Here is a 23,922-nt window from a genome sequence, read left to right as displayed (position 1 = left end):
GCGTTGCATCATCCGGCTGACCGGTGACGCCGGTATCGGGACGGGGTCATGGCCGGGCCGGGCTCCTGGCGGGCGCCGAGCGCACCGAACGGATCGCGGCTGCCGGGTTTCGCCGGCGTGGGGCCGTCAGTCGGGCAGACCGGCGGGGGACCGGACGGTGCCGCGCTCGCCGCCGGCGGCGGGGCGGACGGTGGCGGTGCGGACCTGTCGGCGTCGCCGTCGCACCCGCCGAGTGCGATCAGTGCGGCGCAGAGTACGGCCGGGAGGCTGCGCATCGCTGCTCCTACCGCTTCAGCCGGGTGAAGACGCCCAGCAGCAGCAGGAGCAGACCGCCCCCGGCGTACAGGACGTAGGTCGTGCTCTGCCCGGCCGGCGCGGCGCTGTCGCCGCTGACCACGAGCTGGACCGGGTTGCCGGGATGCACGTCGTCGCGTCCGAACGGGACGGACGTGTCCGTGTGCTGCTGTCCGGCGCTGTCGGTCCAGGTGACGTCGCAGGAGTTCGTGTACCACGTCCGGCTGGTGCTCTTGTCCCGATGCGCCAGCGTGTGGCACGCGCCGACCGTGCCGGTGGCGGGCCCCCACGCCAGGGTCCGCAGCTGGAACAGGCCGAACCCGAGCAGCAGCAGACCGAGCAGCACCATCGCGTACGCCCCGGTGCGGCGTCCGCGGCCGCTCACAGGTCCCGCTCGCCGCAGGTCCAGGTGATGGTGCCGTTGATGGGCTTGAGGGCGTAGCTGTTGGGCAGCATGCGGGTGAACCGCCACGAGCCGCTGCCGTCCTTGTTCACCGTGAACGTGCTGGTCGCCCCCTCCTTCTCGAAGCCCACGGAGTAGCCCTCGCCGTCGATGAACAGACCCGGCTCGCTGCCCATGACCCCGACCAGGGGCTTGTTGCCCTCATAGGTGCCCGGACCGTGGTACGGCGAGACGTTGGCCTGGAGGTGGACCGTCTTGCCCTCGATCTTCGACTTCTCCATGTACGGCATGCTGAAGATGCCGACGCCGTTCTTGCTGCCGCCCTCGGCGTACCTGGCGCATGAGTGCAGCAGGATCTCGCCCTCGACGAACGCGGCCGCCTCGGTCGTGCCCTTCAAGGTCGTGCCGCCGCTGATGTCGTAGGTCACCGTCACGAAGGCCTTCTTGACCGAGCCGTTCCCGGTCCCCGGCAGGCTGCCGTCGGTGTCGTCCGGACCGCAGGCCGCCGACGCCGCCAACACCCCGGCCAGCACCGCGACCACCGTCGTCTTCTTCATCCGCGCTCCTTGATCACATCGTGCTCAGCGCGGTAAATGCTGGCAGCGGCCACGGCTGTACGCATCGGTGCCAGCACCTATCGCCGTGGCCGGCGTGTGCGCGTGACCGCCGCGACGCGATCGGCACACGCCTGATGTGATCCCGGGTCGCCGGGCTTTGTGAGATCTACGCGGCGGCTGTGCGGGCGGCCGCGACGAACCGATGGATCAGGTCGTGGTCCTTCACCCCGCGGGACGACTCGACACCGCTGGACACGTCCACCCCCCACGGCCGGACCGCGCCGACCGCCTCGGCGACGTTGTCCGGCCGCAGGCCGCCGGCGAGCAGCCACTTCCCCTCGGGCGGGGCCGCGCCGAGCAGTGACAGGTCCCAGCGCTCGCCGGAGCCCGCGACCGGCGAGTCCAGCAGGAGCAGGTCCTCGCCGTATGCGCCGACCCGGACATCGGTGCCGGCGTCGAGCGTGGTCGCCCGGATCAGCTGGAAGGGCAGCCCGGCCAGCTCCTCGAACGCCGAGCGCGGATAGCCGCCGTGCAGCTGCACGGCCCGGACACCGGCGGCCAGGCCGAGCCGGGCCGCCTCGGCCGCCGGGACGCCGTGGACCACGCCCACGGTGAGCACCTCCGGGGGGACCCCGGCCGCCAGGAGCCTGGCCGTGCCGGGCTCGACCCGGCGGACGCTGTCGGTCAGCACGAACCCGACCGCGTCGGCGCCGGCGGCGACCACCGCGGCGACATCAGCTTCGGTCCGTACCCCGCACACCTTCACGAACATGCCGAACACCATAGATCAGCGGTACGCCGTACCGACGCGGCCGCAGGGGTCAGGGCTCCGCGGCGAACGGCACCGAGGCGGGCGCGCCCTGGCCGGCACCGTCGCTCAGGGCAGTCGGTAGGCGGGCTGCATGCCGTACAGGGCCGCGGGGCAGGGGCAGGCACGGTCGTCGGGAAGGTCCGCGATCACGGCGAGGAGCAGGGCGCGCAGGCGTTCGATGTTGTCCTTGAAGACGCGGAAGACCTCCTCCTGGGTGACGCCGCGCTCACCGTCGACACCGGCGTCGTGGTCGGTGACCAGCGCGACGGCGGTGTAGCACAGGGCCAGTTCGCGGGCGAGGGCGGCTTCGGGGGCGCCGGTCATGTTGATGACGGTGCCGCCGGCGGCGGCGTACCAGCGGGACTCGGCGCGGGTGGAGAACCGCGGCCCGTCGATGACCACCATGGTGCCGTCCGGGGCGAGGGCGACGCCGGTGGCCGCCGCGGTGGCGGCGACGGCGGCACGGCCGGCGGGGCAGTACGGGTCGGCGAAGTTGACGTGGACCGCACCGGATTCGACGAAGGTGTGCTCGCGCCCGCTGGTGCGGTCGATCAGCTGGTCGGGCAGCACGAAGGTGCCCGGTCCGAGGTCGGACCGCAGACCGCCGACGGCGCACGGGGCGAGGATCTGGCGTACGCCCAGTGAGCGCAGCGCCCACAGGTTGGCGCGGTAGGGGATGAGGTGGGGCGGGTGGCGGTGGTCTCGGCCGTGCCGCGGCAGGAACGCGACGCTGCGCCCGGCGACCTCGGCGACGGTGACGGTGTCCGACGGCGGGCCGTAGGGGGTGTCGACGTGGACGTCGCGGGCGTCGTCGAGCAGGTCGTAGAGGCCTGATCCGCCGATGACGGCGATGGTGGCGGTGGGGGTCATCGTTCTTCCTCTCCAGGGTCGGTCGCGGTGGCGCGCCGGCGGGCACGTAGCGCCAGGACGGCGGCGGTGACCAGCCAGATCACGGCCAGGCAGACGAGGTAGCCGCGGTGGTAGTCGCGGGGCAGCGCGGACGGGTCGTCGGGTCGGCGGCCGTGGCCGAGCAGCAGCGGTATCGCCACGACGGTGAGCGCGGCGGTGACCAGCAGCGCGCCCTGCACCACGGGCCGTGCCCAGCGGGGCAGCCACCGGGTGAGCACCGCGCCGACCGCGATGGCGGCGGGCAGGACCAGCAGGTCGTGACCGAGCAGGACGGTGGCGGCGTAGCGGGCGTAGTTCGGCAGCGAGACGCTGGGGTCGGTGAGGACGCCGATCAGGCCGTAGCCCGCGGCGAGCACGCCGACGGCGACGAGCAGGCGCCTGGCCCACGTCGTGGCGGGTGACGCGGTGGGCCGGGCGGTCATGGCAGCACCTCGATGCGGGCGACCCATTTGGTCTGCAGCACGCCGGGCCGGTTGGGCGCGATCAGCCGGCATGGATAGCCGTGGTCGAGGGCGAGTGGCTGTCCGCGCAGCTGAAGTGCGAGCAGGGTGAGCGGGTCGGCGGCGTGTGGCGGGGCCAGGGTGGAGATCCGGTAGGGGCTGTGCTGCTCCAGCGAGGTGACGCGGACGTGGGCGCCGTCGCGGCCCCCGACCGCGGTGACCAGGTCGCGGATGCGTACCCCGGTCCAGGCGGCGGTCGCGCTCCACCCCTCGACGCAGGTGATCGGCAGCGCGGCGGTGTACTGCGGCATGGCCGCCAGCTGCGCCAGGCTCAGCCGCAGGGTGCCCTGCGGTCCGGTGACCTCCAGGTGGTAGCCCGGATCGGTGGCCGCGGCGGTCACCCCGGCCGCGGCGGCCGACCTGTTGACGGGCAGCCCCTGCGGTCCGACGCGTGGATCTCGGGGGCCGAGCAGCGAGATCCCGGCCAGGGGCCGCAGGGTCTGCCCGACGGTGGCGACGGTGATCGCCGCGACCGCGGCACCGACGGCTGCCAGCAGCCCGCGCCTGCTCAGCCCGTCCGCGGGCGCCGTCCGGGCCGGGGCGGACAGGGCGCGGCGGATGATCGGAAGCTTGACGCCGATGTGCGCCAGCAGCGATCCGACCAGGATCCAGGCGGTCCAGTAGTGCGCGGTGGTGAAGAAGAAGCTCATGGGGGAGTACCACAGCGCGATGTTGAGGATGCCGGTGGTGACCTGGAACAGTGCGGCGGCCACGAGCAGCAGCAGGCTGATCCGTTCGATCGCGTGGACGGCGTCGCGGAACGGCGGCCAGCGGAACAGTTTCGGGTAGACCGACCACAGCTTCGCCGCCAGCAGGGGCACGATCGCCAGCCCGGTGGCCACGTGCAGCCCCTGGGTGACGCGGTACAGGCCGACCGGTCGCGAGGGCCAGTAGAACCAGGCGGGCGGATGCTGGATCGCGTGGCTGACGTACCCGGTCAGGAAGCACACCGCGACGGCGGCGCCGAGCAGCGTGCCGAGCCGGCTGGTCAGCTGAGGTGAGCGCAACCGGGAGGTGAACAGGCGCGACAGGCGTGCCGGATGCAGGCGCGTCAGCGGTTCAGGCAGGCGAACCATCGCCCCTCCTCGGTCCAGGTGTCGCACTGGCGCAGACCGGCTCGCGCGGCCAGCGGGCCGAGTTCGTCGGCGCTGACAGCGGCCCACGCGAACGGTTCGCTGGTGCGCCGGGTGTCGGTGAGCGCGACCGGGCCCTGCCAGCCCTGGGTGCCCGGCGGGTCGACCTCGGCCAGGACCGTGCCGTCCGGGCTGAGCAGCTCGCGGCAGCGGGCCAGCAGGCGAACCGGGTCGCCCCCGATGCCGATGTTGCCGTCGGCCAGCAGCGTGTGCCTGAAGCGTCGGCCGGGCAGCGGCGCGAAGACGTCGTGCACCAGCGCCCGCGCGCCCCGGGAGCGGGCCAGCCGGACCGCGGCGGGGCTGAGGTCGATGCCGAGCGTCGGCACGCCGCGGCGGGTCAGTTCGGTGGCCAGGCGGCCCGGTCCGCAGCCGATGTCGAGGGTCGGGCCGCAGCACCGGGCCAGCATGCCGGCGTCGGCGCGGCTGGGGGCGGCGTACCAGGCGGCGGTGTCCAGCTGGCGCAGCAGCCGTCCGGCGGGGTCGGTCAGGTGCAGCGCCCCGTCGGCGCCGGCGGCAGTCCGGCGCAGCGCCCCTCCGTAGAGCGTGAGCGCGCTGGTCATCGCGTCACCTGGTCGAGGTCCGGCAGACCGGCGGCGACCGCGGCGGCGAACCGTCCGCGGGGCTGCTGCGCGGCCACGGCCAGCGCGTCGGCGGCGGTGTCGACGTCGCGCAGGGTGTCCAGCAGGGTCACGCGCAGCCTGAGCCGGTGCAGCGCGGCGATCGTGTGGGCCGCGGTGTCGCCGGTGGACATCGGTACGTCGGTGAGCACGGCGCCGTGGGCGGGATCGCGCAGGGCCAGCAGCCACCAGCCGCCGTCCTCGGCAGGGCCCAGCACCGCCTGCGCGTCGTGCAGCGCCGAGGTCGCGGCGGCGAGCATACCCGGGGTGAGCTGCGGGGTGTCCATGCCGACGAGGACCGACGGCACACCCGGCAGTGCGGTGTCGGCGTAGGCGTTGGCCAGGCGTGGCCCGAGCCCGTCGCCGCGCTGCGGCACGGTCGACCACCCGGGCGGGGTGGGATGCCGCCCGTCGAGGACCAGCACCCGGCGGGCGGCCGGGCTGGCGGTGAGGACGTCGACAGTGTCGGCGAGGGCGGCCGCGGCGATGTCGGCGGCCTGCTGCGGTGTACACGGCGGGCACAGCCGGGTCTTGACCCGGCCGGGCACCGGCGCCTTCGCGATCAGCAGCAGCTGAGCGGCGGTCATCGGGCCAGGACCTTGGACATGTCGCGCACGGCGCGGGCGGTGCCGAGCAGTGTGCCGGTGACTTTGGACCGGGTTCCCTCGGCGCGGGGGCTGTAGCGCACGCTCACCTCGGCCACCCGCCATCCCGCGCGCGCCGCGGCCACGATCATCTCCAGGGGGTAGCCGAAACGCCGGTCGGTCAGGCCCAGCCCGAGCAGCTCCTGGCGCCTGCCGGCGCGCATCGGGCCGAGGTCGTGGATGGGCAGTCGCAGGCTGCTGCGCAGCCGCCACGCCAGCAGCCCGTTGGCCAGCCGCGCGTGCGCGGGCCACGCTCCCGGGACCGGGCGGCGGCGGCCCAGCACCAGGTCGGCGGTACCTGCCACGACGGGCTCGGCGACCAGCGGCAGCTGTCCGAGATCGAAGGAGCCGTCGGCGTCGGCGAAGCACACCACCTCGGCGGTCGCGGCGGTGAGCCCGGCGTGGGCCGCCGCCCCGAACCCCCGCTGCGGCACGGTGACGACCTGCGCGCCGAACGCCCGCGCCACGTCGGCCGAGCCGTCGGTCGATCCGTTGTCGGCGACGATCGCGCGATATCCTGCGGGCAGCCCGGCGAGCACCCCGGGCAGCGCGGCCGCCTCGTTCAGGCATGGCAGCACCACATCAATCATGATCTCGACCCTAGTGGTGCCGACCCCGCCAAATTATTATCAAACGCTGACAAATCATTACGAAGTGCGAACGTGGCACCATAACGGGCAGATGCCCGGCTACGTTGTGCCTCATGCGCGTACTGGTCACCGGCGGCGCGGGCTTCATCGGCTCGCACGTCACCCGCACCCTGGCCGCGGCGGGACACGACGTGTCCGTGCTGGACAGCCTGCACCCGGCCGCCCACGGCACCGGATCGGAGCTCCCCGACCTCCCCGGCGTCGCGGTGCGGCGCGGCGACATCCGCGATCCCGCCACCGTCGAGGCGGCTCTGGCCCAGGTGGACGCCGTGGTGCACCAGGCCGCCATGGTCGGTATGGGCGTCGACCTGGCCGACCTGCCCGACTACGTCGGCTGCAACGACCTGGGCACTGCGGTGCTGCTGGCGGGCATGGCCCGGCACCGGACAAGGCGGCTGGTGCTGGCCAGCTCCATGGTCGTCTACGGCGAGGGCGCCTACGCCTGCCCCGAACACGGGCCGGTCCGCCCCACTCCCCGCCGCGCCGGCGACCTCGCCGCCGGACGCTTCGAACCCGGCTGCCCGGCCTGCGGCATGCCCCTGGAGTCCGGCACCGTGGACGAAGACGACCGGCTGCAACCCCGCAGCGTGTACGCCGCGACCAAGCTCGCCCAGGAACACCTGGCCGACGCCTGGGCCCGCGAGTCCGGCGCGCGCGCCATCGCCCTGCGCTACCACAACGTCTACGGACCGGGCATGCCCCGCGACACCCCGTATTCCGGTGTCGCGGCCATCTTCCGCTCCGCCCTCGAACGCGGCGATGCCCCGCAGGTGTACGAGGACGGTCAGCAGCGCCGCGACTTCGTCCACGTCACCGACGTCGCCGCCGCCAACCTAGCCGCGCTGTCGGCCCTGGACACCCGGCCCGAGCCGGGACTGCGGGCCTACAACATCGCCTCCGGCGACCCGCGCACCATCGCCGACCTGGCCGCCACCCTCGCCACCGCGATGGGCGGCCCACCGCCGGAGGTCACCGGCGCCTACCGGGCCGGCGACGTCCGGCACATCGTCGCCTCACCCCGGCGCGCGGCGGCCGACATCGGCTTCACCGCCAGCACACCGTTCACCGCGGGGCTGGCTGAGTTCGCCGTAGCGCCGCTGCGTGCCTGACATGCTCGACCTCCGTACGCCCACACCCGCCGCCGGCACCGCCTTCCCCCGCGCCGACCGCGTCACGACCGCCGTCGCGGCCGCCCTCGTCGCCGCCTCGATCGCCGCCGGGGTGGTCCTGAACCTCACCGGCGCGCCGGTGCAGGCCCAGGCGGCACCCCTGTACGCACTCTGGCGCCCGCACATCGGCCCCGGCACCCCGGCCGCGCTCGCCACCGCGGCGGCCGTGATCCTGCACGGTCCGCGCCTGGCCGCCGCACTGCCCTGGCGACGTCTGCTACCGGCTGCCTACGCCGCCGCGGTGGTCTGGACGTTCAGCCTCGCCATGATCGACGGATGGCAGCGGGGACTGGCCGGGCGGCTCACCGCGCAGGCCGAGTACCTCACCGAGGTGCCGGCCACCACCGACATCCCCAGCATGCTGCGCGAGTTCACCAGCCGCATCCTCGACTTCCAACCCGACTCGTGGACCACACACGTCTCCGGGCACCCTCCGGGCGTCCTACTGATCTTCGTCTGGCTCGACCGCATCGGCCTCGGCGGCGGAGGCGCGGCCGCCCTCGCGTGCATCCTGACCGGCTCGCTGGCCGCCGTCGCCGTACCCGTCACGCTGAGGGCCCTGGGCCAGCAGGCCGCCGCCCGCGCCGCCGTGCCGTTCCTGGTGCTGACACCCGGCGCGGTATGGATCGGCGCCTCCGCCGACGGCCTGTTCACCGGTCTCACCAGCATCGGCGTCGCACTGCTGGCCACGGCGCTGGCCACCGGCCGACGCGGCCGCGCCACCTGCTGCGCCCTGGCCGCCGGCGCGCTGCTCGCCTACGGCTGCTACCTGTCTTATGGCCTGGTGCTGCTCGCCCCCGTCGTGGGCGCCGTCGTCTGGGCCGCATCGGGGCGGGCCGGATGGAAGCACCTCGGCCTGATGACGGGCACAGCCGTCGCGGCCGGGCTGGCCGTCGCGGCAGCGTTCACCGCGGCCGGCTTCTGGTGGCTCGACGGCTACCACCTCGTCGTCCAGCGCTACTACCAGGGCGTCGCCTCCGAACGAGCCTACGGCTACTGGGTGTTCGCCAACCTCGCGGCATTTCTGCTGTCCGCAGGTCCCGCCACCGCCGTCGTCGCCCGACGGGCGCTCAGCGCGCTGCCACGCCACCGGACCGCACACGTGCTGCTGCCGGTCGCGGCACTGCTGGCAGTCGTGACCGCGGACCTGTCCGGGCTGAGCAAGGCCGAGGTGGAACGCATCTGGCTGCCGTTCGCCGCCTGGGCGATCGCCGGGGCGGCGCTGCTGCCCGCCGAGAGCCGCCGCGGCTGGCTGACCGCCGGTGCCGTCACCGCTCTGGCGGTCAACCATCTCCTGCTGACGGTCTGGTGAGGTCCCTGTGCCAAGGCGAGACCGCCGTCAGCCCGGTCCAGGTTCCGGTTCTCAGACGGCTCGGACTTCGGCGAGCCGCTTGACCGCGTACCCGTCGTCCCAGCAGACGGCGGCCTCCCACGCGGCCGACGCCTGCGCGGCGACGTCGTACGTGCCGTCGTCGAGGTCGGCGGCGTTGCCGGGCAGCACGAGGTCGAGGTCGGGGACGTCGACGTGCGACTCGTCCCAGTCGATCAGCGCGACCCGGTCCGCGGTCATGCGGATGTTGCCGGGGTTGGCGGGATTGCCGTGGACGACGCAGGTCGGACGCCCGGTGAGCCGCGCCCACGCGGCCCGGCACCGGGCGACGCCCTCCGAGGGCATCGCACCGAGGTCGATCTTCGTCCCGGTATCGGCGTGCAGGAGGTCGCCCGACGACCGCCAGCCCGGACGCTGCGGCCAGCCCCGCGTCAACCGGTGCAGCTCGCGGAGCGTGCCGGCCACGCGACGCCAGTCGGCCCGCGTCTCGGGCGGTCCGCCGTCCAGGTAGGTCATCACGACCAAGCCGTCGGCGAACAGCCGGCCGTCCGTGGTGGGGATCGGCACGGGCACGGTCAGACCTGCCCGGTCGAGGTAGACGAGCAGCTCGGTCTCCCACGCGAGATCGGCGTCGCTCCTGGTGCCGCGACGACCGACCGCGAGCTGTCCGTTGAGGCGCACGCTCCACACGTCGTTGGCGACTCCGCCGGTGAGCGGTTCGACGCGAGCGACGTCGTCACCCCACTGCCCAAGTGCCTCCCACGCCACGGGCCACATCGTACGGGGCTGCGAACATCGCTGCTCTCTGCCGACGTGCACCGGCTGAGGAACACCGGGTGGCTACTCCTGCCGCGGCTGCGGCGTGAACACCGGCGGCGTGGCGCCCTCGGCCAGGTCCCGGAGCACCGCGATGATCTCGTCGGCCATCGCCGCGGCGGTGTCCCCGGTGAACAGAGCGGTGTCGTAGCGCAGCGTCAACTCCAGGCCGTCGGGCTCGCGCCAGGCATCGACCCCCAGGTCGTGCAGGATCTGCGGGGAGGCCTGGGCGAACGGCCGCCAGTGCGGATCGGCCAGCCCGCCGGCGGTATGCGTGTGCAGCACGGCGGTGACCTGGAAGACCGGGGTGCGGGAGCGGTCGGCGTCCGGGTCGACGGCGGCGACGACCTGCCCGAACGGCACCGCCTGCCGGGCCAGCCCGTCGATGGCCGCGGCGCGGACCCGCCCCAGCAGTTCGCCGAGATCAGGGCCTCCGGACAGGTCGACCCGCAGCGCGATGGTGTTGGCGAACAGGCCGACCGTGCGCTCGGTCTCCTCCAGCAGGCGGCCGGACACCGGCATGCCCACACACAGATCGGTCTGCCCCGAACGTCTCGCGAGCACCACCAGCAGCGCGGTGACCAGCACCATGAACGGGGTGGCCCGCCGCTGCCGGGCGAACCGGTCCAGCGCGTCCGCGTCCGGTGCCGCGATACGCACGTCGACCTGGCCGCCGCGCAGCGTCTTGGCCGGCGGGCGGGGCAGGTCGGTGGGCAGCTCCAGCGGCGGCACGCCGCGCAGCCGGTCGGCCCACCAGGCCAGATCCCGGTCTCCGGTGGTGTCGGCGCACTGCCAGGCGGCGAAGTCGGCATACCCGATGTACGGCTCGGGCAGCGGTTCGCCCCGGTAGAGGGCCACCGCCTCGCGTTGCAGGATCATCGCCGACTCGCCGTCGGCCAGGATGTGGTGCACCGCCAGGCACCAGACGTGGTCGTCCGGGCCGAGGCGGATCAGGCGGGAGCGCACCAGCGTGCCGCCGTCGAGGTCGAGCAGCGTTCGGGCGAGTTCCGCGACCAGTTCGCGTGCCCGTGCGGGCGGGTCGGCATCGCCCGACACGTCGTGCAGCTCCGTCACCAGGCCACCGGGTGGTGCGATCACCTGTCGCGGCCCGTCGGGGCCGACGGCGAACGTGGTGCGCAGGACGTCGTGCCGGTCGGCGAGTGCGTCCACGGCCGCCGTGAACGCGGGCACGTCCAGTGGCGCGGTGATGCGGTCGGCGATCACCACGATCGGCGACGCGTCGCCCTCGTATGCCGTGCACAGATGCCACCATCGCTGCTGCAACAGGGACAGCGGCGCGGTGCCGTACGGCGTGTCGCGGCGCGGGATGACCTGCACTCAGACAACCCCTCGTCGCGGCGCGTCAAACCCGCGCCTGATGCCATCTATGTATCCGCATGTATTTGATAGCACAGTCGACGCTTACTGCAAAGTTTATTTCCAGAACTATGCCGACGGGTGCCGCCGGGCGGGCTGTGCCCGCCCGGCGGACTCAGTGACCGACTCCGGCGTGCTCGGCGTTGCTGTCAGCCCTGGCGGGCAGCAGCAGGGCGGTGATGATCACGCCGACGGACAGGACGACGCCGATGAGGAACGCCAGCCGCATGCCGTCGAGGCTGGCGGCCGTAGCGTCGACACCCCGTGCCTGTAGTGAATCGGCTCGCGCGCTCATGACCGTGACGACGAGTGCGGTGCCGAGGGCCGCTGCCACCTGCTGGAGCGTGCCCAGGATGGAGCTGCCGTGGGCGTAGAGGGCTGGTGGAACCGCGCCGAGCCCCAGCGTGAAGACCGGGGTGAAGGTCGCGGCGAGACCCACCATCAGCATGGTGTGCAGGCCGAGCAGCTGCCAGTACGGCATGGTCATCGAGGCCTGGGTGAGGCCGGCGAGCGACAGCGTGATCGCGACCGCGCCGGGGATGACCAGGACTCGGCCCCCGAACCTGTCGAACAGGCGGCCCACGGTCGGTCCGAGCAGGCCCATGGCCAGGCTGCCGGGCATCACGAGCAGCCCGGCCTGCAACGCGCTGAGGCCCCGGATGTTCTGCAGGTAGAGGGGCAGCAGGATCATCGAGCCGAGCATCGCCATGAAGGCGACCGACATCAGGATGAGCGCGACGGTGTAGGTGCGGTGCTTGAGCGTCCGCAGGTCCATGAGCGGCGACCCGGTCTTCTGCAGCGACAGCTGGCGCACCACGAAGACGGCGATGGCCGCCAGCCCGGCCACGACGATTCCGGCCGCCAGGCCGGTGTCCGCGCCCTGGAACCGGCTGAGCCCGTAGACCAGGCCGCCGAAGCCGAGGGCGGCCAGGACCACGCTGGACCAGTCGATCGTGCTGACCTCGGGCTCGCCGACGTTGTCGAGCTGCTTCATGCCGCCCCAGGTGATCAGGGCGGCGATGGGCAGGACCACGGCGAACAGCAGGCGCCAGGACCCGAAGTTGAGGATCACCCCGGACAGCGCCGGGCCCATCGCGGGCGCGACCGAGATGGCCAGGGTGACGTTGCCCATCACCTTGCCCCGGTCCTGCTCCGGCACGACATGCATCAGCGTGGTCATCAGCAGGGGCATCATCACGGCCGTGCCGGACGCCTGGACGACGCGGGCGGCGAGGAGCAGCTCGAAGCCCGGTGCGACGATGGCCGCCGCGGTGCCGGACAGGAACAGGCCCATCGCCGTGGCGTAGGCGCCGCGGGTGGACACCCGCTGCAGGAACCATCCGGTGATCGGAATCACCGCGGCCATGGTCAGCATGAACGCGGTCGAGAGCCACTGCGCCGTCTGCTCGGTTATCTTCAGCGCGCCCATCAGGTTGGGTATCGCGTTGATCATGATCGTCTCATTGAGAATGACGACGAACGTGGCCAGCACGAGCAGCCTGATCACGGGCGGGGTCCGACCTGCGATCGCGTTGTCGGGCTTGGCGGGGGAGTCGAGCAGTTGGCGGGACACGGTACCTCGATCTGGTTTGGGGCCTCGGATGGTCATGGCCGCTGGTCTGCCGGCAGCCGTCTCATGCCGAGATTGGACGATGCCTCCGACAAAATTCATCGCAGCGGTCCAGACTGCAACAAATTCGGCCAAGCATCATCCCGATTTCACTCTGGGGAGTGGTTCCACCTCCGGCGGCGGCCCGCCATGCGTCACACCGCGTCGATGCGGGCCGGGACCCACCGCCGACCGCCGGAGCCGGTGGACATCTGCGGGACGGCACCGCCGCGGGCCGGCGGCCTGCCAGACTGGAAGCAAGCAGGCCGCGCACGCCTGGGGGTGGGTCCGTGTCCGAGCAGGTCGAGCGTCTCGCAGCCGCCGAGCTGCTGGGAGACCTGCGTGACTACCGGGTCGAGTACGACCCGGACGGTGAGCCGAACCTGGTCGGCCCCGACGGTGCCCGGCTGGACACGTGGCGGGAGGGCCATCCGTATCCCGAGCGGATGTCGCGTGCCGAGTACGACATCGTCAAGCGCCAGCTGCAGATCGAGCTGCTGAAGTTGCAGTCGTGGGTCAAGTCGGCGGGCGAGCGGCTGGTCGTGGTGTTCGAGGGGCGGGACGCGGCGGGTAAGGGCGGCGCGATCAAGCGGTTCACGCAGCACCTCAACCCGCGGGGGACGCGGGTGGTGGCGCTGGAGAAACCCACGGACCGGGAGAGCAGCCAGTGGTACTTCCAGCGGTATGTCAAACACCTGCCGGCGGCGGGGGAGATCGTGCTGTTCGACCGGTCCTGGTACACGCGGGCCGGGACCGAGCGCGTGATGGGTTTCTGCACGCCGAAGGAGTATCTCGACTTCATGCGGGCTGCGCCGGAGCTGGAGCGGATGCTGGTCAACTCCGGGATGCTCCTGGTCAAACTGTGGTTCGGCGTGTCCCGTTCCGAGCAGCGCACCCGGTTCGCCATCCGCCGGCTGGACCCGGTGCGGCGGTGGAAGCTGTCGCCGGTGGACCTGGCGTCGCTGGAGCGCTGGGACGACTACACCCAGGCCAAGGAGGCGGTGTTCTTCTACACCGACACCGCCGACGCGCCGTGGATGGTGATCAAGAGTAATGACAAGAAGCGTGCGCGGGTGGAGGCGATGCGCTGCGTGCTCAGCCGGTTCCGGTACGCCGGCCGCGACGACGGCGTCGTCGGCGTGCCCGATCCGCTGATCGTCGGACGCGGCAGCGAGATGATCGATCCGGACGAGCAGCCGATGCGGTTCCTGCCCAGCCTGTGACGACCGGTCAGGTGCGCCGGTGCCCTACCGGCTCGGGTCTACGCGGTGCTCCACTCCCGCCGCCACCGCCGTGCAGCAGGCGGCGGGCAACGCCACCCCGCTGATGAGCTACACCATCGTCTACGCCCTCTCCAACGTCGTCCTGCCCCTGCTGTGACCGATAGTCGTGGCCATGGCCAGCGCCATCTCCTGACCCGGCGGCGCGCTCGTCGATCGAGGCACCCGCGCGGACGGCCCTCTGCGTCGGCAGCGTCGGTCGGACCGGGCCTACGCCGACTCTCCACTGGTCGATACGTCCGAATACTGCCTGGTAGTCCGATAAAAAATTGCCCAGCAGGCAAAAAATGTGTCGGCTGCCGATTGTCGACAATCGGCAGAAGGCCTATGGTTCGATCATGTCCCACCGGCTCGGCACCCTCATCGCCACTTATCTCGAACCTGACCTGGTCGAACAGATCGCCGCCGTCGACCCCGCCGTCGACGTGATCTACGAACCGGATCTGCTTCCGCGGCCGCGATACGCCTGCGACCACACCGGCACGCCCCGCGACCTCACCGCCGCTGAGCAGTCCCGCTGGGACAGGGCACTGGCCGCCGCCGACGTCGCCTTCGACTTCGACTGGCAGGCCCCGGCCCAGCTGCCGCAACGCGCTCCGAACCTGCGCTGGGTCCAGGCCACCAGCGCCGGCATCGGCGCATTCGTCCAGCGCACCGGCCTGGACCGCACCGACATCACGTTCACGACCGCCGCCGGCATCCACGCCGTGCCGCTGGCGGAGTTCGCGGTCACCGGCGCGCTCCACTTCATCAAGGGCCTGCCGCACCTGCGCGCCCAGCAGAGCGCACACCGCTGGCAGCGCTACACGACCGCACGACTGGCCGGTCGCACCGTGACCGTCGTCGGACTCGGCGGCATCGGCCGGCAGGTGGTCGCGAGCTTCGCCGCCCTGGGCACGCACGTGACCGCCGTGGGACGTCCCGGCGGCAGCTACGACCTCGACGGCGCGGCCGCCGTGCGCACCACCGCCGACCTGGCCGAGCTCCTGCCGCACACCGACGTCCTCGTCCTGTGCACCCCGCTGACCCCGCTGACCGAAGGCCTGCTCGACGCCGCGCTGATCGCCCGGCTGAAGCCCGGCGCGATCCTGGTCAACATCGGCCGCGGCCAGCTCGTCGACGAACCCGCCCTCATCGAAGCCCTGCGCGGCGGGGCGCTGGCCGGCGCGGCCCTGGACGTGTTCGCCACCGAGCCGCTGCCGGCCGACTCGCCGCTGTGGGACCTCGACAACGTGCTGGTCTCGCCCCACTCGGCGTCCACCGTCGACACCGAGAACGCCGCCATCACCGACCTGTTCCGCGACAACCTGCGCCGCTTCCTCGACGGCGGCAGCCTGCGCAACCTCTACCGCCGGGAGCTGGGGTACTGACATGACGACACTGGCCGGAACCTGGTACATCAGCCCCACCCCGTTCACCGAGGCGGGTGAGGTCGACCGCGAAAGCCTGCGCCGCATCGTCGACGCGGCGATCGGGTGGGGTGTCGACGGCATCACCATCCTCGGCGTGATGGGTGAGGTCGCCGACCTCACCGCCACCGAACGGGACACCGTCCTGACCACCGTCTCGCAGGCCGCGGCGGGACGCATCCCCTTCGCGGTCGGCTGCTCGGCCCCGGCTCCGGCCGTGGTGCGCGCCAACGCCGCCCGCGCCGCCGACAGCGGCGCCGCCGCCGTCATGGTCGCCGCGCCCGCGCTGCTCAAGGACACCGACCAGATCGCGGCCTTCTACCGCTCGGCCGTCGGCGACTGCCCGATCCCGGTGATCGTGCAGGACGAACCCGCCGCCACCGGTGTGACGCTGCCCGTGTCGGCGCTGCTGGCGGCCTTGGACGCGGCCGGCAGCACCGTGGTCAAACTCGAGGATCCGCCGACGCCGCCCAAGATCGGTCGGCTGCTGGCCCAGCGACCCGACCTGACCGTCTTCGGCGGCCTCGGCGGCGTCAGCGTGTACTCCGAACTGCGCCGCGGCGCGGCCGGAACGATGACCGGCTTCGCCTACCCCGAGATCCTCAAAGCGATCCGGGTCGCCTTCGAGAACGGCGACTCCGCCCTGGCGGCACGGCTCAACGACCGGTTCCTGCCCTACCTCGTGTTCGAGGGCCAGGTCCGGGTCGGACTGAGCATCCGCAAGGAGGTCCTGCGCCGCCGCGGGGTGCTGGCCACCGCCCGTACTCGGGCGCTCAACCCGCTGCCCGACCCGGCGACCCTGGCCGAACTCGACGACGTCCTTGCCCGCGTCGGGCTCACGCCCGCGATCGCACCGCTGGAGCTGCCGTGACCACCGCCGTGGTGGGCGGCGCCAGCGCCGGACTCGGCGCCGCCGTCGCCGAGCGCCTCGCCGCCGCCGGAACCGATCTGCTGCTGTGGTCGCGCAGCACCGCCCGGCTCGACCCGATCGCCGCCACCCTGCGCGAGCGGTACGGCGTGACGGTGTACACCGTCGCCGCCGACGCCGCCGCGCCCGAGGCCGCGAGCATCGTCGCCGACCGGGCCCGGGAGGTCTTCGACCACATCGACACCTGCGTCCTCAACGCCGGCGGCCCACCCCCGGCGACCGCCGACCAGACCGACGCCGACACCTGGCGCAGCGCGCTGCAACTGCTCACCGTCACCCCGATCGACCTGGCGACCCGGCTGCTGCCCGGCATGCGCGAGCGTGGCTACGGCCGGATCGTGGCAGTGCTGTCCTCCGGGGTACGCGAGCCGCTGCCGCACCTGACCTACTCCAACAGCGGCCGGGCCGCGCTGGCCGCCTGGATCAAGACGGCCGGCCGGCAGGTCGCCGCCGACGGGGTGACCGTCAACGGCGTCGTGCCCGGCCGCATCGACACCCCGCGCGTCGCCGAGCTCGACGCGGCCGCCGCCCGCCGCGCCGGCACCGATCCGGCAGCCGTACGGGAGGCCAGCATCGCCACGATCCCCGCCGGACGCTACGGCCGGCCCGAAGAGTTCGCGGCGCTGGTCGGCTTCCTGGCCGGTCCCGAGTCGTCCTACGTCACGGCCAGCCTGCTGTCCTGCGACGGCGGCCTGATGCGGAGCATGACATGACCGCCCCGCTGATCTCCGCCGAGGTCGCCGCGACCCCGGCGTCGGGCATCCGCGCCCTGGCCAACGCCGCCTGGCGGCACCCCGGTGCCATCCACCTGGAACTCGGCGAGCCGGACTTCGCCACCCCCGGACACATCGTCGAGGCGGGGCACGCCGCCGCCCGTGACGGCCGCACCCGCTACAGCCCGAGCGTCGGCGTCCCCGCACTGCGCGACGCCGTCGTGGACAAGCTGGCCCGCGACAACGGCCTGACCGCCGCCGCCGACCACGTCGTCGTCACCGCGGGCGGGGTCGGCGGCCTGACCGCCGCCTACCGGGCGCTGCTGTCGGCCGGCGACGAGATCCTCGTCCCCGACCCCGGCTGGACGAACTTCTCCACCATCGCGACGATGCTGGGCGCCACCGCCCGCGGTTACCGGCTGGTGGAACACGACGGCTTCAGCCCGGACTACGAGCACCTCGACACGTTGGTCGGACCCCGCACCCGGGCGATCCTCATCAACTCCCCGGCCAACCCGGTCGGCTACCAGTGGAACGCCGCCCAGCTCGCCGAGCTGGGGCAATGGGCGGACCGGCACGGGCTGACCGTCATCTCCGACGAGTGCTACGACCAGCTGTGGCTCGACGAACCGGCCGTCACCTTCGCCGCGGCCGCTCCGGACACCCCCGCCGTCACCGTGTTCTCCCTGTCCAAAAGCTATGCCATGACCGGCTGGCGGCTCGGCTACGCCGTGACCAGCGGGCCCGGACACGACCGGCTCGCCGCCGCGCTCGCCCGGGTGCTGGAGGCGACAGCCTCCTGCGTGAGCACCCCCACCCAGTACGCGGGCACGGCCGCGCTCGCCGGCCCGCAGGACTGCGTGGCCGACATGCGCCAGGCGTACCGGTCACGTCGCGACACCGCCGTCGACCGGGCCGCGGCCCTGGGCCTGAGCGCCGTACGCCCGGCGGGCGCCTTCTACCTCTGGCTGGCCGTCCCGTCCGTGGCCGACACCGCCGCGTTCGCGCTGGACCTGCTCGCCGAACGGGGTGTCGCGCTGGCTCCGGGCGTCGCCTTCGGCAGCCAGGGCCGGTCCCGCCTGCGCCTGTCCCTGGCCGCCCGGCCGGAGGAGATCGACGCCGGCCTCACCGGCCTGGCCGGCTTCCTGAACATCCGTCCCACCACCCCTCAGTGAAGATGGAGTCAAAGAGATGAAACGCAACCCCCTCCGGCGGGTCCCCCTCCGCCGGGCCGCGCTGGGCGCCCTGCTCGCCAGCACGCTGGCGGTGACCGCCGCCTGCGCGGGCAACAGCCCGGCGACCGTCGACCCGGGCACCGGCTCGACCGAACCCCGCCACGGCGGCACGATGACCGTGGGCTACAAGAGCGACCCCAAGACGTTCGACCCGGCGGTGTGCTACGACGCCACCTGCTGGAACAACATGCGCATGATGTACGACCGGCTCTTCGACTACACCGGCGACACCATGGACCTGGCCGCCCAGGCCGCGGCCGACCTGCCGCAGGTCAGCACCGACGGCCTCACCTACACCATCAAGCTGCGCGCCGGGATGACGTTCACCGACGGCAAGCCCGTCACCGCCGCCGACGTCGTCTACTCCCTCGACCGCATCCTCGACCCGGCCACGAAGTCGCCGGTGGCGAGCTTCTGGACCGGGGTCAAGGGTGCCGCCGACTACGCCAAGAACCCGGCGGGTGAACTCGCCGGCATCACCGCCGTCGACGACACCACCGTGAAGATCGAGCTGACCGCCCCCAACAGCTCGTTCAAGTACGTCCTGGCGATGCCGCACGCGTCGATCATCGAGAAGGGCACCGCGAGCAAGCCCGTCGGCTCCGGGCCGTTCGTGCTCGACCACTTCACGCCCGGCGCCGAGATCGTGGTCAACCGCAACGCCAAGTACTGGGACAGCCCGCGGCCCTACGTCGACAAGGTCGTCGAGAAGCTCGGCATCGACCCGCACGTGCAGCTGCTGGAGCTGCAGAAGGGCCAGCTCGACCTGATGGGCGACCCGATCCCGGCCGCCGACTACCTGCAGGTCGGCAACGACGCCTCGCTCAAGGCGCAGACCAAGACGATCGTGAAGCCGTCGACCTACTACCTCACGATGAACACGCAGATGAAGCCGTTCGACAACCCGAAGGTGCGCGAGGCCGTCTCGTACGCCGTCGACCGGGCCTTCCTGCTCAAGCTCGTCGCGGGCCAGGGCCAGGCCGCCAACGAGTACCTGCCGCCGGGCATCACCGGCTACACCAGCGACAAGCTCGTCCACGACCAGGACATCGCCAAGGCTAAGCAGCTGCTCACCGAGGCCGGCTACCCCGACGGCTTCACCACCACGATGTACTCCTGGAACACCTCCCCGTGGACGGCGCTGCTGCCCCAGCTCCAGCAGGACCTCGGCAAGATCGGTATCAAGGTCGACGCGCAGCCGATCCAGCAGAGCGCCTTCTTCGACCTGGCCGCCACCCCCGGCAAGGCGCCGATGACCCTCACCTTCTGGGTCGCCGACTACCCCGACGGCAGTGACTTCTACCAGGCGCTGCTGTCCTGCGCCTCGGCGGTCCCGGGCGGACAGAACTACTCGTTCTACTGCAACAAGGACGTCGACGACCTGGTGAACAAGGCGCTGGCGGCACCGACCGTCGCCGAGGCCAACACCATCTACGCCCAGGCCACCGCCAAGATGCTCGCCGACAACCCGGTGGTGCCGCTCTACTACGGCTCCAAGACCGAGGTCTTCGGCAAGTCCGTCGGCGGCTACCACTCCCAGCCGATCTGGGGCTGGGACATGACCAACTACTGGAAGACCGACGGCGCAGCCAGCCGCTGACCTTCCCCGGCGGTGCGGGACGCGTCCTGCCTCCTCCCGCGCCCCGCACCGCCACCCCTCGACCCCTGCGACACCGAGGAACTTCGATGACAGCCATTCTCGAAGTCGACGACCTCACGATCGACTTCACCCGCCAGGGCACGCGCACCGCCGCGGTCCGCGGGGTCAGCCTGCGCGTGGACGCGGGGGAGCGGGTCGGGATCGTCGGCGAGTCCGGCTCCGGCAAGTCCGTCACCGCCCAGGCCGTGATGCGGCTGCTGCCGAGCACCGCCACCGTCGGCGGCCGCATCCGCTTCGCCGGCCAGGACGTCCTCGGCTTCGACCCCGCCCGGCTGGCCGCCTGGCGCGGCGCCGACATCGCCATGGTGTTCCAGGACCCCATGTCCAGCCTCAACCCGCTGCTGCGCATCGGCACCCAGCTCACCGAGGGACTGCGGCGCCACCGCGGGCTCGGCCGGGCCGCCGCCCGCGCCGAGGCCGTCCGGCTGCTGCGCCTGGTCGGTATCGCCGACGCCGAGCGCCGCCTGCGCGACTACCCGCACGCGTTCAGCGGCGGCATGCGCCAGCGCGTCTGCATCGCCGTCGCCGCCGCCTGCACCCCGAAACTCATCATCGCCGACGAACCCACCACCGCCCTCGACGTCACCGTCCAGGCCCAGGTCCTCGACCTGCTCGACGAGCTCACCGAACGCCATCGCACCGCGACGATCCTGGTCAGCCACGACCTGGGCGTCATCTCCAGCTTCTGCGACCGCATCCTGGTCATGTACGCCGGGCAGGTCGTCGAGACCGGACCGACCGACGACATCGTGGCGGCGCCGTCGCATCCGTACACCAGGGCGCTGCTGGACTCGATCCCGCGCCTGGACGGCGAGCTGCCCCGCCGCCTGCCCGCCATCCCCGGCACGCCCCCGTTCGGCGACGTGCCGACCGGCTCCTGCGCTTTCGCCGACCGGTGCCCCCACGCCCGGGACATCTGCCGCACCCGGGCCCCGGCCCCGGCTCCCACCGGCGCACAGACCAGCGCCGCCTGCCACTTCCCCCTGACCACCGCCGTGAAGGAGGCGACCCGATGAGCGTCGTCGCCGTGCGAGACCTGACCGTCCGCTATGGCCGCCGCGGACTGCTCCACCGCGGGCACCACACCGCGGTCGACGCGGTCAGCTTCAGCATCGCCGCCGGACGCACCCTCGGCCTGGCCGGCGAGTCAGGTTCCGGCAAGAGCAGCGTCGCCCGCGCCCTGATGCGGGTCCACGACCCGGCCGCCGGATCGGTGCGCGTCGCCGGACGGGAGGTCACCACCCTGCGCGGCGCCGCGCTGCGCCGCTTCCGCCGCCACATGCAGATGGTCTTCCAGGACCCCTACGACTCGCTCAACCCGCGGCTGACCGCGGGCGACAACGTCGCCGAAGCCCTCACCGCGGCCGGGGTGCCCCGCCCCGACCAGATCACCCGCACCCGCGAACTGTTCGACCGGGTCGGCCTGCCCGCCGCGTTCACCGGCCGCTACCCGCACCAGCTGTCCGGCGGGCAGCGCCAACGGGTCTCCATCGCCCGCGCGCTCGCCGTCGCACCGCAGGTGCTGGTCTGCGACGAGGCCGTCTCCGCCCTGGACGTTTCGGTCCGCGCCCAGATCCTCAACCTGCTCAAAGACCTCCAGGAAGCCGACGGCCTGGCCTACCTGTTCATCTCCCACGACATGTCCACCCTGCGGTTCATCGCCGACGACGTCGCGATCATGTACCAGGGCCGGATCGTGGAACTGGGCACCAGCGCCGACGTGTTCGCCCATCCCCGCCACCCCTACACCCAGGCCCTGCTCGCCGCGATCCCGCAACCCGGCGCGGGACGCCGCCACCGGCGCGGCATCGTCGCCGGCGAAGCCCCGGCCGGCAGCGCCACCGTACGCGGCTGCGCCTTCGCGCCGCGCTGCCCGCTGGCCACCGACGTGTGCCGCAGCCGGCGCCCGGAACTGCTGGCCGGCCCGACCGGACACCAGACCGCGTGCCACCACGCCGACACCGCCCCGGCCGCCGCGCCCAGCGGTGACCAGAACCCGCAAGGGAGGACCGCCGCATGAGCGCCCCACCGCTCACCGCCACCGTCCCCGACACGGTCGCCGCCGCCCCCACCGGAGTACGGCGGGTGCTGCGCAGCCTGCGCCACGACAAGCCCGCCCTGATCTCGATCATCGTGCTGGTCCTGCTCGCGCTGGCCGCCGTACTGGCACCGGTGCTGGCCTCCCACCCGCCGCTGCAGACCTACCCCGAAGGACTCGCCGCCAACGGCGCACCCGTCGGCCCCGGCCACGGGTTCCCGCTGGGCACCGACCCCAACGGCCGCGACGTCCTGTCCCGCCTGCTCTACGGTGCCCGGGTGTCGCTGGTCATCGGCATCCTCGCCAACGGGCTGGCGACCATCGCCGGAGTGCTGGTCGGACTCGCGGCCGGATACCTCGGCGGCTGGACCGAGACGATCCTCATGCGGCTGACCGACATCGTGATGTCGTTCCCGATCCTGCTGTTCTGCATCGCGCTCATAGCCGTGACCGGACCCAGCGAACGCAACGTCATCGTCGTCATCGCCGTCATCTACTGGACCACCCTGGCCCGCATCATCCGCAGCCAGGTCCTGTCACTACGCGAACGCGAGTTCGTCGTCGCCGCCCGCACCATGGGCCTCACCCACTGGCGCATCATGCGCAAGCACCTGTTCCCGCACCTCGTACCCACGATCATCGTGTACGCCACCCTCGGCGTCGCGTCGTCCATCCTCATCGAGGCGTCCCTGTCGTTCCTCGGCGTCGGCGTGCCGGTGCCCACCCCGTCCTGGGGCCAGATGATCGAACAGGGCAAGGAGTACTTCCAGATCGCACCGTGGCTGCTGTTCGCCCCCGGCGTCTGCCTCATCCTCACCGTCCTGGCCTTCAACCTGGCCGGCGACTGGCTGCGCGATCTCCTCGACCCGACCGCCCCGGAGCGCCGCTGATGTCCCGGTTCCTGCTGCGCCGCGTCCCGCAGGCCGTCGTCGTCCTGCTCGGCGTGGTGACCCTCGCCTTCCTGCTGACCCACCTCGTCCCCGGCGACCCGGCCCGGCTCATCGCCGGCCCCAACGCCAGTGCCGCCACGGTCGCCTCCATCCACCACGAACTCGGCCTCGACCGGGGCATCGCCTACCAGTACTGGCACTTCCTCATCGGACTGCTGCACGGTGACCTCGGCACCAGCTTCGCGCTCCAGGACACCCCGGTGGCCACCGCGATCCTGCGGGCGTTGCCCATCAGTGCCGCCCTGGCCGTGCTCGGCGTGGTCTGGGAGGCGCTGCTGGGCATCCCCGTCGGCATCCTGGCCGCCTACCGGCCGGGCAAGCTGGCCGACCGGGCCACCACCCTGGCGACCCTCGTCGGGCTGTCGGCACCGCCGTTCTGGGTCGGCCTGCTGCTGCTGTACCTGCTGGCGTTCAAGTTCGATCTGTTCCCCCTGTCGGGCTACCAGGCGCCGTACATCAACTACCTGATCCTGCCCAGCTTCACCCTCGGCCTCGGCGGCGCCGCCTGGTACGCCCGCCTGACCCGCACCAACATGATCGAGGCCCTGCGCAGTCCGTACGTGCAGATGGCCCGCGCCAAGGGCATGCCCGAACGCGTCGTGCTGCTGCGCCACTGCCTGCGCAACGTCCTCAGCCCGCTGCTGACCATGCTCGGGATGGACCTGGGCTACTTCCTCGGCGGCGTCGTCGTCATCGAGTCGGTGTTCGGCATGCCGGGCGTCGGCAAGCTCACCTTCGACGCGATCGGCACGCTCGACATCCCCATGATCACCGGGGCGGTGCTGTTCGCCGCCTTCTTCATCGTCGTCATGAACCTGCTCGTCGACCTCGCCTACGCGCTGGTCGACCCCCGGGTGCGCCGCTGATGCGCCCCCGCCCCGCAAAACCGG

25 protein-coding genes are annotated in these 23,922 nt (G+C 72.5%); 13 read left to right on the top strand and 12 right to left on the bottom strand.

The window, feature by feature from the left end; all coding sequences use genetic code 11:
- Nucleotides 1-283 precede the first annotated feature (283 nt).
- The 9 genes from Cs7R123_RS02310 to Cs7R123_RS02270 form a co-directional block, all read right to left on the bottom strand.
- A complete protein-coding gene (locus tag Cs7R123_RS02310; protein ID WP_212823073.1) occupies nucleotides 284-679 on the bottom strand; it encodes a hypothetical protein in 396 nt (131 codons plus the stop codon).
- Nucleotides 676-1,254: a hypothetical protein gene (locus tag Cs7R123_RS02305; protein ID WP_212823072.1), complete on the bottom strand. Its 579-nt coding sequence runs from the start codon at nucleotides 1,252-1,254 to the stop codon at nucleotides 676-678. The genes Cs7R123_RS02310 and Cs7R123_RS02305 overlap by 4 nt, the downstream gene beginning before the upstream one ends.
- A 166-nt stretch (nucleotides 1,255-1,420) precedes the next feature.
- Entirely contained in the window at nucleotides 1,421-2,026 is a 606-nt protein-coding gene (locus tag Cs7R123_RS02300; protein ID WP_212823071.1) for a phosphoribosylanthranilate isomerase, read from the bottom strand.
- A 105-nt stretch (nucleotides 2,027-2,131) separates the two neighbouring features.
- Nucleotides 2,132-2,935 (bottom strand): S-methyl-5'-thioadenosine phosphorylase, encoded by an 804-nt coding sequence (locus Cs7R123_RS02295; RefSeq protein WP_212823070.1) that lies wholly within the window; start codon nucleotides 2,933-2,935, stop codon nucleotides 2,132-2,134.
- On the bottom strand, nucleotides 2,932-3,396 hold the full coding sequence (locus tag Cs7R123_RS02290) for a hypothetical protein (RefSeq protein ID WP_212823069.1): 465 nt from the start codon (nucleotides 3,394-3,396) through the stop codon (nucleotides 2,932-2,934). Before Cs7R123_RS02290 ends, Cs7R123_RS02295 begins: the two co-directional genes overlap by 4 nt.
- Nucleotides 3,393-4,550 carry a molybdopterin-dependent oxidoreductase gene (locus Cs7R123_RS02285; protein WP_212823068.1) on the bottom strand — a complete coding sequence of 386 codons (1,158 nt, stop codon included), beginning with the start codon at nucleotides 4,548-4,550 and terminating at the stop codon, nucleotides 3,393-3,395. Before Cs7R123_RS02285 ends, Cs7R123_RS02290 begins: the two co-directional genes overlap by 4 nt.
- Complete coding sequence (locus Cs7R123_RS02280; protein WP_212823066.1) at nucleotides 4,526-5,167, bottom strand: class I SAM-dependent methyltransferase; 642 nt, start codon at nucleotides 5,165-5,167, stop codon at nucleotides 4,526-4,528. The genes Cs7R123_RS02285 and Cs7R123_RS02280 overlap by 25 nt, the downstream gene beginning before the upstream one ends.
- A complete protein-coding gene (locus tag Cs7R123_RS02275) occupies nucleotides 5,164-5,811 on the bottom strand; it encodes a TIGR04282 family arsenosugar biosynthesis glycosyltransferase (RefSeq protein WP_212823065.1) in 648 nt (215 codons plus the stop codon). The genes Cs7R123_RS02280 and Cs7R123_RS02275 overlap by 4 nt, the downstream gene beginning before the upstream one ends.
- Nucleotides 5,808-6,458, bottom strand: coding sequence for a glycosyltransferase family 2 protein (locus tag Cs7R123_RS02270; protein ID WP_212823064.1), 651 nt, complete (start codon nucleotides 6,456-6,458; stop codon nucleotides 5,808-5,810). The genes Cs7R123_RS02275 and Cs7R123_RS02270 overlap by 4 nt, the downstream gene beginning before the upstream one ends.
- Before the next feature lie 113 nt (nucleotides 6,459-6,571).
- Here Cs7R123_RS02270 and Cs7R123_RS02265 point away from each other — a divergent pair, with 113 nt between their 5' ends.
- Nucleotides 6,572-7,627, top strand: a complete 1,056-nt coding sequence (locus Cs7R123_RS02265) for an NAD(P)-dependent oxidoreductase (RefSeq protein WP_212823063.1) — start codon at nucleotides 6,572-6,574, stop codon at nucleotides 7,625-7,627.
- A 1-nt stretch (nucleotide 7,628) separates the two neighbouring features.
- Nucleotides 7,629-8,999 carry a hypothetical protein gene (locus tag Cs7R123_RS02260; RefSeq protein ID WP_212828756.1) on the top strand — a complete coding sequence of 457 codons (1,371 nt, stop codon included), beginning with the start codon at nucleotides 7,629-7,631 and terminating at the stop codon, nucleotides 8,997-8,999.
- A 51-nt stretch (nucleotides 9,000-9,050) separates the two neighbouring features.
- Here the strand turns inward: Cs7R123_RS02260 and Cs7R123_RS02255 are convergent, their stop codons facing one another.
- The 3 genes from Cs7R123_RS02255 to Cs7R123_RS02245 all read right to left on the bottom strand — a co-directional run bounded on the left by Cs7R123_RS02255 (nucleotide 9,051) and on the right by Cs7R123_RS02245 (nucleotide 12,783).
- Entirely contained in the window at nucleotides 9,051-9,794 is a 744-nt protein-coding gene (locus Cs7R123_RS02255; RefSeq protein ID WP_244871552.1) for a phosphotransferase enzyme family protein, read from the bottom strand.
- A gap of 63 nt (nucleotides 9,795-9,857) precedes the next feature.
- A complete protein-coding gene (locus Cs7R123_RS02250; protein WP_212823061.1) occupies nucleotides 9,858-11,171 on the bottom strand; it encodes a condensation domain-containing protein in 1,314 nt (437 codons plus the stop codon).
- A 154-nt stretch (nucleotides 11,172-11,325) separates the two neighbouring features.
- Entirely contained in the window at nucleotides 11,326-12,783 is a 1,458-nt protein-coding gene (locus Cs7R123_RS02245) for an MDR family MFS transporter (RefSeq protein WP_244871551.1), read from the bottom strand.
- Between the two features lie 326 nt (nucleotides 12,784-13,109).
- Between Cs7R123_RS02245 and ppk2 the strand changes: the two genes are divergently transcribed.
- The 11 genes from ppk2 (at nucleotide 13,110) to Cs7R123_RS02190 (ending at nucleotide 23,898) form a co-directional block, all read left to right on the top strand.
- Complete coding sequence (ppk2, locus tag Cs7R123_RS02240) at nucleotides 13,110-14,042, top strand: polyphosphate kinase 2 (protein ID WP_212823059.1); 933 nt, start codon at nucleotides 13,110-13,112, stop codon at nucleotides 14,040-14,042.
- Between the two features lie 19 nt (nucleotides 14,043-14,061).
- Nucleotides 14,062-14,199 carry a hypothetical protein gene (locus Cs7R123_RS02235; protein ID WP_212829306.1) on the top strand — a complete coding sequence of 46 codons (138 nt, stop codon included), beginning with the start codon at nucleotides 14,062-14,064 and terminating at the stop codon, nucleotides 14,197-14,199.
- Nucleotides 14,200-14,437: 238 nt separating this feature from the next.
- Nucleotides 14,438-15,469 carry a D-2-hydroxyacid dehydrogenase gene (locus tag Cs7R123_RS02230; protein WP_212823057.1) on the top strand — a complete coding sequence of 344 codons (1,032 nt, stop codon included), beginning with the start codon at nucleotides 14,438-14,440 and terminating at the stop codon, nucleotides 15,467-15,469.
- A gap of 1 nt (nucleotide 15,470) precedes the next feature.
- On the top strand, nucleotides 15,471-16,379 hold the full coding sequence (locus Cs7R123_RS02225) for a dihydrodipicolinate synthase family protein (RefSeq protein ID WP_212823055.1): 909 nt from the start codon (nucleotides 15,471-15,473) through the stop codon (nucleotides 16,377-16,379).
- Entirely contained in the window at nucleotides 16,376-17,149 is a 774-nt protein-coding gene (locus tag Cs7R123_RS02220) for an SDR family oxidoreductase (RefSeq protein ID WP_212823053.1), read from the top strand. The genes Cs7R123_RS02225 and Cs7R123_RS02220 overlap by 4 nt, the downstream gene beginning before the upstream one ends.
- Entirely contained in the window at nucleotides 17,146-18,324 is a 1,179-nt protein-coding gene (locus tag Cs7R123_RS02215; RefSeq protein ID WP_212823051.1) for a pyridoxal phosphate-dependent aminotransferase, read from the top strand. The genes Cs7R123_RS02220 and Cs7R123_RS02215 overlap by 4 nt, the downstream gene beginning before the upstream one ends.
- 16 nt (nucleotides 18,325-18,340) lie before the next feature.
- Nucleotides 18,341-19,984, top strand: coding sequence for an ABC transporter substrate-binding protein (locus Cs7R123_RS02210; RefSeq protein WP_212823049.1), 1,644 nt, complete (start codon nucleotides 18,341-18,343; stop codon nucleotides 19,982-19,984).
- Between the two features lie 86 nt (nucleotides 19,985-20,070).
- Entirely contained in the window at nucleotides 20,071-21,060 is a 990-nt protein-coding gene (locus tag Cs7R123_RS02205) for an ABC transporter ATP-binding protein (RefSeq protein WP_212823047.1), read from the top strand.
- Complete coding sequence (locus tag Cs7R123_RS02200; RefSeq protein ID WP_212823045.1) at nucleotides 21,057-22,064, top strand: ABC transporter ATP-binding protein; 1,008 nt, start codon at nucleotides 21,057-21,059, stop codon at nucleotides 22,062-22,064. The genes Cs7R123_RS02205 and Cs7R123_RS02200 overlap by 4 nt, the downstream gene beginning before the upstream one ends.
- Nucleotides 22,061-22,972: an ABC transporter permease gene (locus tag Cs7R123_RS02195; protein ID WP_212823044.1), complete on the top strand. Its 912-nt coding sequence runs from the start codon at nucleotides 22,061-22,063 to the stop codon at nucleotides 22,970-22,972. The genes Cs7R123_RS02200 and Cs7R123_RS02195 overlap by 4 nt, the downstream gene beginning before the upstream one ends.
- Complete coding sequence (locus tag Cs7R123_RS02190) at nucleotides 22,972-23,898, top strand: ABC transporter permease (RefSeq protein WP_212823043.1); 927 nt, start codon at nucleotides 22,972-22,974, stop codon at nucleotides 23,896-23,898. The genes Cs7R123_RS02195 and Cs7R123_RS02190 overlap by 1 nt, the downstream gene beginning before the upstream one ends.
- Nucleotides 23,899-23,922: the final 24 nt, after the last annotated feature.

It is taken from the genome of Catellatospora sp. TT07R-123 (assembly GCF_018327705.1).
Lineage (GTDB): Bacteria > Actinomycetota > Actinomycetes > Mycobacteriales > Micromonosporaceae > Catellatospora.
The sequence above is the reverse complement of the archived record's forward strand: the minus strand, read 5'-3'. Positions and strand labels throughout refer to the sequence as shown.